This window comes from Acinetobacter sp. G18 (assembly GCF_052660225.1).
In genome coordinates this window covers 1,064,339-1,078,682 of sequence record NZ_CP109658.1, presented here as the reverse complement: position 1 = coordinate 1,078,682, position 14,344 = coordinate 1,064,339, and the positions used below count along the sequence as shown (strand labels likewise).

Annotated in this window: 11 protein-coding genes; 8 read left to right on the top strand and 3 right to left on the bottom strand. The window is 37.9% G+C overall.

Going from position 1 to position 14,344, the window contains the following annotated elements; all coding sequences use genetic code 11:
• Positions 1 to 51: 51 nt before the first annotated feature.
• The 3 genes from NE363_RS05095 (at position 52) to NE363_RS05085 (ending at position 1,962) form a co-directional block, all read left to right on the top strand.
• A complete protein-coding gene (locus tag NE363_RS05095; RefSeq protein ID WP_445535955.1) occupies positions 52 to 1,230 on the top strand; it encodes a YbfB/YjiJ family MFS transporter in 1,179 nt (392 codons plus the stop codon).
• On the top strand, positions 1,227 to 1,352 hold the full coding sequence (locus NE363_RS05090) for a hypothetical protein (protein WP_228153330.1): 126 nt from the start codon (positions 1,227 to 1,229) through the stop codon (positions 1,350 to 1,352). The genes NE363_RS05095 and NE363_RS05090 overlap by 4 nt, the downstream gene beginning before the upstream one ends.
• A 214-nt stretch (positions 1,353 to 1,566) precedes the next feature.
• Positions 1,567 to 1,962: a hypothetical protein gene (locus tag NE363_RS05085; protein ID WP_049064672.1), complete on the top strand. Its 396-nt coding sequence runs from the start codon at positions 1,567 to 1,569 to the stop codon at positions 1,960 to 1,962.
• A 589-nt stretch (positions 1,963 to 2,551) separates the two neighbouring features.
• On the opposite strand, the gene icd is transcribed toward NE363_RS05085, so the two are convergent.
• On the bottom strand, positions 2,552 to 3,808 hold the full coding sequence (gene icd / locus NE363_RS05080; protein ID WP_445535954.1) for an NADP-dependent isocitrate dehydrogenase: 1,257 nt from the start codon (positions 3,806 to 3,808) through the stop codon (positions 2,552 to 2,554).
• Positions 3,809 to 4,008: 200 nt separating this feature from the next.
• Between icd and NE363_RS05075 the strand changes: the two genes are divergently transcribed.
• Complete coding sequence (locus NE363_RS05075) at positions 4,009 to 4,797, top strand: rRNA large subunit pseudouridine synthase E (RefSeq protein ID WP_077169562.1); 789 nt, start codon at positions 4,009 to 4,011, stop codon at positions 4,795 to 4,797.
• A gap of 120 nt (positions 4,798 to 4,917) precedes the next feature.
• Here NE363_RS05075 and NE363_RS05070 read toward each other — a convergent pair whose 3' ends face one another.
• Together NE363_RS05070 and NE363_RS05065 are read right to left on the bottom strand one after the other, a co-directional pair.
• Positions 4,918 to 7,155 carry an NADP-dependent isocitrate dehydrogenase gene (locus tag NE363_RS05070; protein WP_019457697.1) on the bottom strand — a complete coding sequence of 746 codons (2,238 nt, stop codon included), beginning with the start codon at positions 7,153 to 7,155 and terminating at the stop codon, positions 4,918 to 4,920.
• 400 nt (positions 7,156 to 7,555) lie between these two features.
• Positions 7,556 to 9,259: a M61 family metallopeptidase gene (locus NE363_RS05065; RefSeq protein WP_445535953.1), complete on the bottom strand. Its 1,704-nt coding sequence runs from the start codon at positions 9,257 to 9,259 to the stop codon at positions 7,556 to 7,558.
• A gap of 171 nt (positions 9,260 to 9,430) precedes the next feature.
• On the opposite strand from NE363_RS05065, the gene NE363_RS05060 reads away from it, so the two are divergent.
• From NE363_RS05060 to phrB, 4 genes are all read left to right on the top strand, one after another.
• Positions 9,431 to 10,750, top strand: coding sequence for a D-alanyl-D-alanine carboxypeptidase PBP6B (locus NE363_RS05060; protein ID WP_445536356.1), 1,320 nt, complete (start codon positions 9,431 to 9,433; stop codon positions 10,748 to 10,750).
• Positions 10,751 to 10,848: 98 nt separating this feature from the next.
• On the top strand, positions 10,849 to 12,135 hold the full coding sequence (locus tag NE363_RS05055; RefSeq protein WP_445535952.1) for an NAD(P)/FAD-dependent oxidoreductase: 1,287 nt from the start codon (positions 10,849 to 10,851) through the stop codon (positions 12,133 to 12,135).
• A gap of 135 nt (positions 12,136 to 12,270) precedes the next feature.
• A complete protein-coding gene (locus NE363_RS05050; RefSeq protein ID WP_004700040.1) occupies positions 12,271 to 12,753 on the top strand; it encodes an FKBP-type peptidyl-prolyl cis-trans isomerase in 483 nt (160 codons plus the stop codon).
• Positions 12,754 to 12,855: 102 nt separating this feature from the next.
• The gene (phrB, locus tag NE363_RS05045) at positions 12,856 to 14,298 is read left to right on the top strand and encodes a deoxyribodipyrimidine photo-lyase (RefSeq protein ID WP_445535951.1); all 1,443 of its coding nucleotides are present in this window, start codon (positions 12,856 to 12,858) and stop codon (positions 14,296 to 14,298) included.
• Positions 14,299 to 14,344: the final 46 nt, after the last annotated feature.

The window sequence follows — 14,344 nt, the reverse complement described above, 5'->3', positions numbered from 1 at the left end:
TTAAAGATTATAAAACTCGCTTTTAATAATAAAAAAATTGAGTGATTTCTCATGACTACGCTTTATCGAATGAGTCTGCTTGTATTTTTAGCAACTTGCTTGGGTATTGGTGTTTTTAGATTTTCCTACACTGCCCTCATGCCGATCATGATTGTGCAATACGGATGGACACATGACTTCGCAAGCTTCTTAGGCAGTGCAAATTTGCTGGGCTATTTGCTAGGTGCCTTGTTGGTGTTGTTTAGTATTAAAGAAAAATCTATTCCCATACTCATTGTAAGTTCGGCAGTTGTGGGCAGTTTAAGCCTACTCTGCTGTGCCTTCATACACATGCCATTGGTTTGGTTCGTGTTCTGGCGCACCATTTCAGGAATTGCAGGCGGCCTACTCATGATTTTGGCACCAAGCTTTGCCATGAAAAATATTGCAATGAGTCAAAGGCTCAAAGTCAATTTCTTAGGGTTTAGCGGCATTGGTGTAGGTGTGTTATCTGCCACTATTATTATTCCCTTACTTAAAAATATGCCCGTTCAATATGTCTGGGGCATTTTTGCAGCGCTCTCTATTTTTGGCAGTTTGATACTTTCCCAATTACTCAACCATCAACCACAGCAGTCTGTTCAAACAACTAGCCAAATCCCTCAAAGTATCAAACATTCACGCTTGGGACTGGTTATTATTATTGCCTATATGTGCAGTGCTTTTGCCTATATTCCCCACTCTTTGTTTTGGATGGATTACTTATCGGGAACCTTGCATTTTCCATTGCAACAGCGAAATTCGTTTTGGGTGCTGTATGGCATCGGAAGCTGTATAGGCGCTTTTTTGGCGTACTGTTTAAGCCGCTTCACCGGATATTTACAAGCAATTAAATGGCTTTATGGCATTTACTGCATAGCCGTTGCATTACCATTCTTTTCGCATGCCATCTCTTTGCTTGCGTTGTCTTCATTTCTTACAGGCTTACTGACTCCTGCAACCGTATTTATTAGTTCTTATAGTCTGCTACAGATTTATGAACAACGTTATCAAAAACTTTGGAGCCTTGCCACTATTGGGTTTGCTAGCACTCAGCTTTTAGGTGGAGTTGTCATTAGTACTTTGCATCATTTGCATTGGTCTTATGCCCACCTCTTTCTTTTGGGTGGAATCGTTCTTCTTTTTGCGGTTTGCCTTTTATTTCCTGTACGCCCTTCTTTCAGCTCAACTCTCGGAGAAACCAAATCGTGAAAACTATATTGTTTCCTGTATTTGTAATTGCATTTGTACTGGTGATACAGGTCTTAGACCAAAGCTACCAAAAGAAAATCGGTGCACCCAAAACCGCAAAACATTCTGAGTTTATGCAATAAAAAAAGCCCCGTTTATTGAGGGGCTTTTCAATTTTTTCAAAATGAAAATTGACGATTAAATCTGAGTCGAAAAAAAAGTATCGTTTACATTTCTTGATTATTTACAAAGCAGCTTTATTGACAAAAAATGTCATATTTTGTCAATGTAGAGTGTTTTCCTCTCATCTATATTTATTCAAAATTTATAATTTTAATACTTAAAATAGAGTAAGACATGAGCAATAACAATTATATTGATGAGCTTTTGAAGCTCTTAGCGATGTTCGCTTTTATCTGCGTTTCATTATTAGCATTTAAATGTCGAACTATATTTGCACTGGACATCACCACATCCTATGAAGTCTCTGTAAAGATTATTATTTATATTGCCACAGCGGCTACTCTTGGCTTTTTAACACGCGATCATATTGAGTTTACAACACAATTTTTAATTGCTATTCCATTTGCATACTTTTGGCTATCGCCTGTTCTTGACTATAAAGCCATTCAAACCATCCCAGAGGTTCCATTTTACCTCTCTGGTCATGGTCAAATTTTAGGATTACTCCTCGTCATTATCTTCTGCTTTGCGCTATGGGTATTTAAAGAAACAAGCTCAAATTCGCATTAGTCTTAAAAAGTCTGAATAACGATTTTTCGTGATTTTTATAAAGTTAAAAATGGTCACTGAAATATATATTTTTATAATATATATTTTAAATAAATTACTTTATATCAATTAAAACTTAAAAATGTTAAATGTATCAAGCCCAGCAAATGCTGTTGTAGTAACTATTATTTCAATAATTGCTACATTTAGCCTTCTTATATGGAAGTTTAATGTTTATGTTGGTATAGATGTCTATACCAGTGGAGAAGTACTTTTCAAAACTCTGTTATATGTAATGGTAATAGGGCTATTTAGTTACTATTTCCGCTTTACCATTAAAATGAGTAACACGGTAATCTTTTCATTACCGCTGTTTTTCTTTTGCATTAGACCTATTTTGAACTATAAACTTACGCACAGTATTGGACAAGTTCCCCTCTATGCAACTCATTATGGTCAGGGTGGAATATTGTTAAGTTTAACTGTACTAACTTGTATGCTTTGGGCTTATACCGCGAACTCATAGCTTATTATTTGTATTAACTTCAATACTATAAATAACATTCATTAAACAACAAAGAAGCCCTCATTAAGGACTTCTTTATGAATTCTAATCTTCCATATGACGAATAATTGCCTCACCAAATTCAGAGCAACGCAATAAGGTTGCTCCCGGCATTAAACGTTCAAAATCGTAAGTCACCGTTTTGGCTGCAATCGCTCCAGCAATTCCTTTAATGATCAGGTCTGCAGCTTCTGTCCAGCCCATATCACGTAGCATCATTTCTGCGGAAAGAATGATAGAACCCGGGTTTACTTTATCCTGACCTGCATATTTAGGCGCAGTACCATGAGTTGCTTCATAAACTGCGATTGCACCACCAATATTTGCACCAGGCGCAATACCTATGCCCCCTACTTCTGCTGCTAATGCATCAGAAATATAATCACCATTTAAATTAAGGGTTGCAATCACTGAATAATCGGCAGGACGCATCAAAATTTGCTGTAAGAAAGCATCTGCAATCACATCTTTAATAATGATGTCTTTACCATTTTTAGGGTTCTTAATTTTAACCCAAGGTCCACCATCTATGAGTTCACCACCAAAACGATCTAAAGCTAACTCATAACCCCATTCTTTAAATGCACCTTCGGTATATTTCATAATATTACCTTTATGAACAAGGGTTACCGATGGTTTGTCATTATCTATAGCAAACTGAATGGCTTTACGAACTAAACGTTGCGATCCTTCTTTAGATACTGGCTTGATTCCGATGCCGCATCCTTCTGGAAAGCGAATTTTTGTGACGCCCATTTCTTCTTGAAGGAACTTAATCACTTTTTTGGCTTCTTCAGAATCAGCTTTCCATTCAATACCAGCATAAATATCTTCCGAGTTTTCACGGAAAATCACCATGTCGGTTAGTTCAGGATGCTGAACAGGTGAAGGAACGCCTTCAAACCAACGTACAGGGCGTACACACACGTACAAGTCTAATTCTTGGCGTAATGCCACATTAAGTGAGCGAATACCGCCACCAACTGGAGTAGTTAAGGGACCTTTAATTGAAACGACAAATTCACGCAGAGCTTCAAAAGTTTCTTCTGGCATATAGCTGCCATAAATTTTATTAGCCTTTTCACCACAATATACTTCCATCCACTCAATGGAACGTTTACCGCCATAGGCTTTTAAGACAGCCGCATCAACAACTGTTTTCATGGTCGGTGTAATATCTACACCAATACCATCACCCTCAATGAAAGGAATAATTGGATGATTTGGTACATTCAGTGATAGGTCTGATTTTACTTTAATTTTATCACCGTCGGCAGGAACCACGATCTTCTGATAACCCATTGTGTAGATTCTCCCTTTTATAATATTTAACTAACCAAACAAAAATAATTATCGATAAACAATACTTTCAACTTTTATTAACGCATAATAGCTTAATCGAATTTAACCCTTTTTGAGATTTATGTGGGAAATAAGCAAATTTCACACTTAAATATAGCTCAATGTTTTTACCGCTTATTTGAAAGAAGAAGTCATTTTTTATGAAAATCGTCATTCTTAACAAACCTTATGACGTACTCTCCCAGTTTCGTAAAGACGAAGCGCATATGACGGTCTCTGATTTTATAGATGACCCGACTTTACGCATTGCAGGTCGTCTTGATATGGACTCTGAGGGTTTAGTTTTTTTAACCGATCATGGTGGTTTGAATCAGTTCATTACCAACCCTGCGAATAAAAAATACAAAACGTATTTAGTTCAAGTTGATGGCGATGTTACCGAAGAAGCGCTTGAGCAACTTCGTAAGGGTGTAGAGCTTAATGATGGTATGACTTTACCAGCAAAAGCAATTAAGGTAAGTGAACCTGAATGGGTATGGGACCGTGATCCTCCTGTACGTTACCGTGCCAACATTCCAACCTCTTGGATTGAAATTTCTATTTGTGAAGGTCGTAACCGCCAAGTTCGCCGCATGACCTCTGCGGTAGGTTTCCCAACTTTACGTCTCATTCGTACTAAAATTGGTTCAATTGATTTAGTTCAATTAGGACTAGAACCGGGTGAGACCAAAGAAATTGAACCTCTACTCTACCCTGACTTTAAAGATGTGCCAGCAGAACAACCTTATCGTTCACGTTCTTATGTGAAAAAACCGGGTGGTACAGGTGGTAAACCAATGGTTCGTAAGAACAAAGATGGTTCTGTTAAAAAGTCTGGTACAAAACGTATTTGGCAAATGGATGAAAGTGAGAAACCACGTCGTAAGACCAATGGTACAACTCGCCCAAATACCAAAGCTCCACGTGGTCGTGGCCGTAGTGGTCGATAAAACATTTACGTTTTAAAGCTCACTTAGGTGGGCTTTTTTTAATGCCATTTATTTTTATAAAAAAATAAAAAAAGCCGATGTATAAACACCGGCTTTTAAACTATTCACACGAGTTAGTAATTAAGCACCAACACTTGCAAGAGCAGCATTAAATGTAGCGCTTGGACGCATTACAGCATTTACTTTCGCTGGATCAATTGCGTAATAACCACCGATATCGGCTGCTTTACCTTGTACTTGAGCAAGCTCAGCAACAATCTTCGGCTCTTCTTCAGCTAAAGTTTTTGCAAGTGAAGTAAACTTCGCTTTTAACTCAGCATCTTCGTTCTGTGCAGCAAGTGCTTCTGCCCAGTAAAGTGATAAGTAGAAATGGCTACCACGGTTGTCAAGCTCGCCTGTACGACGTGATGGAGACTTGTCGTTGTCAAGCAATTTACCAGTCGCTTCATCAAGTGTCTTAGCAAGCAACTTCGCACGAGCATTATTCTCTTTAACACCCATCTCTTCTAAAGAAGCTGCTAAAGCAAGGAACTCACCAAGCGAATCCCAACGTAAGTGGTTTTCTTCAACAAGTTGTTGTACGTGTTTAGGTGCTGAACCGCCTGCACCAGTTTCGTACATGCCACCACCCGCCATAAGCGGAACGATAGACAACATCTTCGCAGAAGTACCAAGTTCCATAATTGGGAACAAATCAGTTAAGTAGTCACGTAAAATGTTACCAGTCACAGAAATTGTATCTAAGCCACGAACTACGCGCTCAAGTGTGTAACGCATAGCACGTACTTGAGACATGATTTGGATATCAAGACCAGTTGTGTCGTGATCTTTTAAGTACTTCTGTACTTTCTTGATCAATTCATTTTCGTGTGGACGGTATGGGTCAAGCCAGAAGATCGCAGGCATGCCTGAGTTACGAGCACGAGTTACTGCAAGTTTTACCCAGTCACGAATCGGAGCATCTTTCACCTGACACATACGCCAGATATCGCCTTCTTCAACATTTTGAGTCAATAACACTTCACCAGTGTCAAGATCGGTAATGTTTGCGATACCAGCTTCAGCAATTTCAAAAGTCTTGTCGTGAGAACCGTATTCTTCAGCTTTTTGAGCCATCAAACCAACGTTTGGTACTGTACCCATAGTCTTCGGATCGAAGTTACCATGCCATTTACAGAAATTGATCATTTCTTGGTAAATACGCGCAAATGTTGATTCAGGCATTACTGCTTTAGCATCGTATTGCTTACCATCAGCACCCCACATTTTACCGCCAGCACGGATCATTGCAGGCATAGAAGCATCTACAATGATGTCGTTAGGTGAATGGAAGTTTGTGATGCCTTTTGCTGAATCAACCATTGCAAGTGCAGGACGGTGTTCTTGACAAGCATGCAAGTCTTCGATGATTTCTTCACGTAATGACGTTGGAAGAGTTTCGATTTTCTCGTATAACCCAGCCATACCGTTATTAACGTTGATACCTAACTCGTCAAATAACTTACCGTGTTTTTCAAAAGCTTCTTTGTAGTAGATTTTCACACAGTGACCGAACACGATCGGGTGTGAAACTTTCATCATTGTCGCTTTTACGTGTAAAGAGAATAAAATTCCTGCTTCTTTACAATCATCAAGTTCTTTTTCGTAGAAATCACAAAGTGCTTTCTTGCTCATGAACATTGAGTCGATGATTTCGCCTTCTTGAAGCGCAACTTTTGGCTTAAGAACAATGCTCTTACCACTGTTTGTGATAAGTTCCATTTTTACATTGCGTGCACGGTCAAGTGTCATTGACTTTTCACCGTGGTAGAAGTCACCTTCTTCCATGTGTGAAACGTGAGTTTGTGACCACTGTTTCCACTCGCTCATTGAGTGAGGGTGTTTCTTAGCGTAATTTTTAACGGCAGCAGGAGCACGACGGTCAGAGTTACCCTCACGAAGAACTGGGTTTACTGCTGAACCTAGGCATTTGCCATAACGAGCTTTAATAGTTTTTTCTTCTTCAGTCGCTGGGTTTTCCGGATAGTCAGGAATTGCAAAACCTTTAGATTGAAGTTCTTTAATACATGCTGTCAATTGCGCAACAGAGGCACTAATATTTGGGAGTTTAATAATGTTAGTATCTGGATCTTGTGTAAGACGACCTAGCTCAGCAAGGTTGTCGGATACCTTTTGCTCTTCACTTAGGTAGTCAGCGAATTCTGCGAGCACACGTGCAGCTACAGAGATGTCACTTTTAACAATCTCGATACCTGCTGGCTTAGTAAAGGTCTCAATGATCGGCAGTAGCGAATAAGTCGCCAATAATGGCGCCTCGTCAGTCAGTGTGTAAATGATAGTTGACTTTTCACCAGCCATATATAGCCCCTTCCGTTGAATTGAGTTTTGAGGACCGAGCTTTTGGCCCAGTGCCTACGAACCGATATGCTTAAATAAAACCCTGAGAGTATCGACTCTCATTGGCTTCCAGTCAACGAAATATCCAGTGATAACGACATTTCGCAGCGAAATAATACATAATTTAAATCTATTGATAATAATCTTATACCTAACTTATGGTAATACATCTAGGTTTACCAACTTTTAAGGTATAGATCAGTCTTAAATTACATGAGATATCTTTCAGAGTTCTGACAAATATTATACTTTTCATTCAAAATAAACTCAAAGATAACACCTATTTCAATTTTTAAAATCTACTAAAAAGTAAAAACCGATGTACGAAACATCGGTTTTTTATAAACTATTTAACTGTTATTCAGGCTTTTAACCATTTATCAGCTTTTGTTTGATCTTCAATAATAAGTTCAACTTCAGTTAAGTTTATACTTTCACCTGTAACATCAAACGACAACAACTCATCACGGCGGAAAGCCAAGACTTGATAATTACCCTTTTGCTTAGCATATTTCTCAATAAGTTTTGTGGTCGCTTTTAATCCATCAATTGCGATAATGACATCATTGGCAGAAATACCTGCTTTTGCCCCAGCTCCTTCACGTTGAGCATTTTGTACCAATACACCTTCAGGTTTATCGGTTAACTTTAAACCATAAGCCAAAATCTTATCGTTTTTAAGCGTATAACTTAAACCAAACTCAGGGAATAACTGATCCAGCGGCAACTCATCCGTTGTGTTAATCAAATGATTAATTTGCTCAACCCAACTATCACCCGTTAACTCTTCGCACAAATCAAAAACGGTACGCTCATTAACCTGAATACCGTTTTGGGTGTTTTCATACAAACGACGCATTAGGGCATCAAGACTAGAACCACGTAAACGTAAGCCTAAATCTAAACATAAGGCAACTAATGCGCCTTTATTGTAATAACTAGTTCCAGCATTATTGGTGTTTTCATCTGGACGATAAAACTTAATCCATGCATCAAAACTTGACTCTGCGACTGTCTGAACAAAACGACCCGGATTTTGTAAATAACGATCAAGCTGTGACTTCAACAAATCTAAATAAGACTTCTGAGAGATCACACCGCTACGTAATAAAATGAGATCATCATAATATGAAGTAAACCCTTCAAAGATCCACAGTAGCGATGTATAACCTTCTTGATGTAAATTGTAGTTTGCAAAGTTTTCTGGGCGGATAAACTTCACTAACCAAGAATGAAAATACTCGTGGCTACATAAACCTAAGAAACGTTGATAGTCTTTCGAAGGTTCAGTAGGTTCATTCGATTTTGGTAAATCATCACGTGGTGTAATCAGACTAGTACTGTTGCAATGCTCTAAGCCACCATAACTATTGCCTGTTGCCATCGTCATAAAGGTATAGTTTTTAAATGGCGCTGAACCAAACATTTCAATTTCAGCTGCACAGATCTTTTCAATATCCGCTTTTAAACGTTCTATATTGGTATTGTGCTGTCCAGAAATTGCAAATTCATGTTCGATTCCATGAGCTTCGAAGCTAAAACGTGTTTGCTCCGCAAGTTCAAATGGACTATCAATCAGTTGATCATAATGATCAGCTTTTAAGGTAAAACGTCCCTTAACTAAGCTTTTTGAAGCTAAGCCAGTTGCTAATTGAAAGTGTTTTAACTCATCAGGCAAAAAGATTTCTAACTCACAAGCAGATTGCTCTTGTCCATCTAAACCTAAGCATACACAGGCTGGGTTAATATATAGACGAGTTTGATCTACATAAGCACCACGTACCGACAAATCATAAGCATAGACATCGTATTCAACAGTAATTAATTCATGATCGGTGTTAAATAAACGCCAGCGATTTTTTTCAGTTTTTTTAATATTGAGCATGCGCCCAGCTTCATCGTAAGCTTTTACAGCTTCAATATGCTTAGAAAACTCACGAATTAAATAACTACCCGGAATCCACGTTGGTAACCATAGTTCCTGATTTGGATTCGCTAAAAAACGAATTGTGACGTGAACAAGATGCTGTTTGTAATCATCGAACTCTATTTGATAATGCAACATAAATTCTTCAATTTAAAATAAGAACGGTTTCACCTTAGATTATCACTTTTTTGTATCGACTTGCGTAGATGTATTTTTTGGCAACAATTCAGACTAGCCTTCTACAAAAAAAAGGCATAGCATGCTGTGCATCTGTGTTCCGTATTTGCCAGTAAACGTCAAGGTCACCTAGTGAAATTCTTCCTATCTCTTTTTACACTGTTTAGTATTTTCTGTGCTACTCTTACCAATGCTGCCCTTCTTAATATTGCTCCTGAGAGCGTCGAGGCCGCTGCTTGGACAATAGTAGATACTCAATCTGGTCAAGTCATTGCTGAACATAATAGTCATGTGCAACGTGCACCAGCATCTTTAACCAAAATGATGGTTGCCTACATTGCATTAAAAGAGATTAAGGCTGGAAAATTAAAGCTAGATCAAGTCATTACTGCAACCCCTGTCGTAGGTGTGGTTCAGTGGGACGAATCACAAATGTACCTCAAAGCGGGCGAGCAAATTTCAGTTGATCAGCTTTTGGCAGGTTTAATTGTGATGTCGGCAAATGATGCCGCAGTGACTTTAGCTGAAAAAATTTCTGGTGATGTGCCTCATTTTGTACAACGCATGAATCAAGAAGCTCAAGCTTTAGGCATGAAAGACACGCATTTTAGTAACCCTGCCGGGATTACAATGCCTGATCATTACACGACAGCACATGATTTAAGCTTATTAAGTCAGGCAGTAATTCACCAAACACCTGAATATTTACATTATTCAAAAATGCCAAGCTTTAGCTACAATCAACGTTTTCATCATGCGACTAACTTTGCTTTAAAATATGATCCATCTGTAGATGGTTTAAAAACTGGCTATACCAAAGCAGCAGGTTATAACTTAGCGCTTACAGCTTCACGTCCTTCGTTTTCACCGAACCTACCACAAAGACGTTTACTGGTTATTGTTTTAGGTACAGCAAGTGCAGTGAAGCGTGCTGAAATTGCCGATAAGTTAATGAATCTTGCTTATGCGTATACACGTGATGAAGTGGTTATTCCACAGCAAAAACTTATTGCTGAGTTACCAGTTATTAAATCAACTTTAAAAATGTTTAAGGTTGAAACTAAGCAGCCAACTATTGTCACGACTTCTTTGTATGCCGAACCAGCAGCAATTGATTTAAATACGTTTGATTACGCAACACAACGCATTCAAGTTCTTGATAGCAATAAACAACTAAAAACCATTGCTCCACTAGAAACGACTCAAACTCGTGTAAATATTGCATTAAACGAGCAAAAATTAACAGCACCGTTAATGAAAGCGATGAACTTGGCAACAGTTTCAATTTATCAAAACAATCAGCTCATTCGCAGTCTACAAATTGAAAATGATGTGCATATTGAAGAAGCCAATATTTTCCAAAAAATCATGATGTGGTTCTCAAATTTGTTCTCTATTTTTTCATCGAGTAATCATAGTGCAGCAAAACTCTACCCTGTAGATTCGCACTAAAAACATCAAATTGTGCACAGAGGCACAATAAATTTTATAAATAAAAGATGGCATAATTTAGCCATCTTTTTTTATAGAAAAATAATTAGGTGATAAAAATGGCCCAAAGTTTACCTCATATTGTCATTGTCGGTGGTGGCGCAGGTGGTTTAGAACTTGCCACACAACTCGGTGAAACCTTTGGGAAAAGTGGTAAAGCCAAAATTACATTAGTCGACCAAAATTTGACTCATATCTGGAAGCCTCTACTTCATGAAATTGCGGCGGGTTCCTTAAACCCTCACGAAGAACAAACCAATTATTTTGCGCATGCAGAAAAACATCATTACGAATTTATATTGGGAACACTTGTTGCAATTGATAAAGAGAAAAAAATAATAGATTTAGTCCCTCCTCAAATGTCTAAAGAACAGAACACGCAAGTTCAAAAACTCAGTTATGACACGCTTATTTTAGCGCTTGGTTCAGTATCCAATGACTTTAACACAACGGGTGTACGTGAAAACTGTCATTTTCTAGACAGTAGAAATCAAGCAGATATTTTCCAACAAGATCTTTTGCATTTGTACATTGAAGCACAAAATCAACCAGATCAACGTACACTCAATATTGGAATTGTTGGTGCAGGTGCAACGGGTGTAGAACTTGCTGCCGAGCTTATAGAAACCACTAAAAACTTTTACCGATATGGTTTGAAAAAAATCCACCCTAATCAAGTCAAAATCACACTGATTGAAGCTTCCGAACGTATTTTACCTGCTTTAAGTGAGAAAACAGCTGAGCATAGTGCAAAACAGCTCCAAAAAATGGGTATCCAAATTTTAACTCGACATCGCGTTGAAAAAATTGATAAGCATTGCATCTATTTCAGTAACGGTAATGAACTCAAAAGTGATATTACGGTATGGGCAGCTGGCGTAAAAGCACCGAGAGTTCTTGAAAGTTTTACCGATTTTGAACGTGACAACATTAACCGTTTAATGGTCTATGCTACGCTGCAAACTTATTCTGACCCAAATGTTTTCGCTTTTGGTGATTGTGCACACTGCCAACTTGATGCAAGAAACCCTCCTCTTGGACCACGCGCTCAAGTTGCCAGTCAACAAGCAAGCTTTTTAGTTAATGCTATGGCTGCCAGACTTAATGGACGTTCACAGCCGATGTTCACTTTTAATGACAAAGGTTCACTTGTGTCTTTAAGTCGTAATAAAGCCGTTGGAGAATTACTTGGGGATGTCAGTGTACAAGGATATATTGCTAAAACGATGTACGTATCTTTATACCGTTTACATCAAGCAACAATTCACGGATACACTCAAGCTGGACTACTCACAGTGAAAGATTTACTTACAAGACGAGTACGACCAAAAATTAAGCTGTATTGAGTTGAATTTTTTGAGTTCATCCCTATATACGTAAAAACGCATTAGAAAAAGTGTTAAAGATTGAGATTTTGTAGTCTACAAAATTTATTTTTCACTTTATGATGTACGCTTTAATTGATTGAATGGATCAAAAACATGACTGCAATTGCAAATAACCACGTGGTTTCATTCCACTATAAATTAACAAACGCTGAGGGTGAAACACTTGATCAATCTCAAGGTGAACCACTTGCCTATTTGCACGGTGCAGGCAATATCATTCCTGGTTTAGAAAATGCATTAACTGGTAAAACTGTTGGTGATAAATTCACTGTAAACGTACCAGCTGCTGAAGGTTATGGCGAATACAACCCAGACCTAGTACAAGAAGTTCCAGCTCAAATGTTCCAAGGTGTTGATAACATTCAACCTGGTATGCAATTCCAAGCTCAAACTGATGACGGCGTTCAAATCGTTACAGTTAAAGCGGTTGAAGGAGACAACGTTGTTGTTGATGCTAACTTCCCACTTGCTGGCCAAGACTTAACTTTTGAAGTTGAAATCGTAGAAATCCGTGAAGCATCTGCTGAAGAGCTTGATCACGGTCATGTACACGGTGCTGGTGGTCACCACCACTAATTCATCTTTAACAAGATGATAAAAAGCAAAGCTTCGGCTTTGCTTTTTTTATGCATTTATTTTATATAATATTCAGTGAGTTAATTTATTATTGGACTATGCATGTCAAATGCTTATCAATTGATTTGGTTCCGACAAGATTTACGAGTGCGCGATCATGCAGCTTTATGGCATGCTTGCCAACAAGGTAATTCAATTGCATTAGTCATCTTATCGCCAGACCAGTGGAAACAGCACGACGATGCTCCAATAAAAATTAGTTTTTATTTAAGACAACTCAAAAAACTTCAAGAAGAATTGGCAGCTCTTCACATCCCTCTGGTTATTCAGGTCATCCCTTATTGGAAAGATATTGCCAAATCTATTTCTGACTTTAGTAAGAAATATAATATTGAAAATGTTTATGCCAATATTGAGGTAGGAGTAAATGAACTAAAAAGAGATAAAACTGTACAAGACACTTTAAATAAAGACAGTAAAGAACTTTTTTTATTTCATGACCGCACGATTTTTCCTCTGCGTTCAATTCGCAATAAATCAGAACAACCTTATCAAGTTTTTAGTGCCTTTAAAAAAGTGTGCTATTCAAAACTAGATACTAGTGGTTTACCTCAATGTTATCCTTTACCCAATAAACAAACTAAAGTTCCAACCGATTTACTAGAAGTGGAAAATACAAACTTAGCTGAAATTGAAAAGCTATTCTGTTCATCCATTACAACAGAACAGCAAGATTTATGGCCTGTTGGCGAGTCATATGCATTAGAACAACTAGATCATTTTATTGAAGACTCGGTATCTCACTATAAAGTCGAGCGAGATTTTCCCCACATAACAGGTACAAGTAAACTTTCGCCTTATTTAAATATTGGAATCTTATCTATACGCCAGTGTTTACAAGCATTATTCCGCAGTCAACATGGTAACTTTCATTTAACCAATGAAGGTCAGCAAACATGGTTAGATGAACTTATTTGGCGAGAGTTTTACCAACATATTTTATTTGACTTTCCTTATGTGTCTAAACATATTCCATTTAAAAAGGACACTCAAAAAATTCAATGGAATCATAACCCAGAGCACTTAACTGCATGGCAAACTGGTCAAACGGGTATTCCTATTGTTGATGCCGGAATGCGCCAGCTTTTACAAACCGGCTGGATGCATAATCGAGTACGTATGATTACTGCTATGTTCTTATGTAAAAACTTACTGATCGATTGGCGTATTGGTGAGCAATGGTTTATGCAACATTTAATTGATGGAGACCTAGCTGCAAACAATGGTGGATGGCAATGGTGTGCTTCAACTGGAACAGATGCTGTACCCTATTTCCGAATTTTTAACCCGATTAGCCAATCGCAAAAATTTGATCCGAATGGTGACTATATTCGTACATGGGTAAAAGAATTAGCTCATCTGGGCAACAAATCTATTCATGACCCTTATTCAGCGAATAAGTCTCTTCGGTTAAATTATCCAAAACCGATTGTAGATTTAAAAGAAACGCGCCTCAAAGCAATTGAAACATTCAAGCGTATTTAGTTAACAATTACGTCTTATATGTTTGCTTTTGATTAAAAAATAATAA

Bases quoted from the DNA above. Each gene is read 5' to 3' on its own strand.
- NE363_RS05085 (WP_049064672.1), top strand. From the start codon at position 1,567: ATGAGCAATAACAATTATATTGATGAGCTTTTGAAGCTCTTAGCGATG.
- NE363_RS05095 (WP_445535955.1), top strand. From the start codon at position 52: ATGACTACGCTTTATCGAATGAGTCTGCTTGTATTTTTAGCAACTTGC.
- NE363_RS05055 (WP_445535952.1), top strand. From the start codon at position 10,849: ATGGCCCAAAGTTTACCTCATATTGTCATTGTCGGTGGTGGCGCAGGT.
- NE363_RS05050 (WP_004700040.1), top strand. From the start codon at position 12,271: ATGACTGCAATTGCAAATAACCACGTGGTTTCATTCCACTATAAATTA.
- NE363_RS05065 (WP_445535953.1), bottom strand. From the start codon at position 9,259: ATGTTGCATTATCAAATAGAGTTCGATGATTACAAACAGCATCTTGTT.
- icd (WP_445535954.1), bottom strand. From the start codon at position 3,808: ATGGGTTATCAGAAGATCGTGGTTCCTGCCGACGGTGATAAAATTAAA.
- phrB (WP_445535951.1), top strand. From the start codon at position 12,856: ATGTCAAATGCTTATCAATTGATTTGGTTCCGACAAGATTTACGAGTG.
- NE363_RS05075 (WP_077169562.1), top strand. From the start codon at position 4,009: ATGAAAATCGTCATTCTTAACAAACCTTATGACGTACTCTCCCAGTTT.
- NE363_RS05070 (WP_019457697.1), bottom strand. From the start codon at position 7,155: ATGGCTGGTGAAAAGTCAACTATCATTTACACACTGACTGACGAGGCG.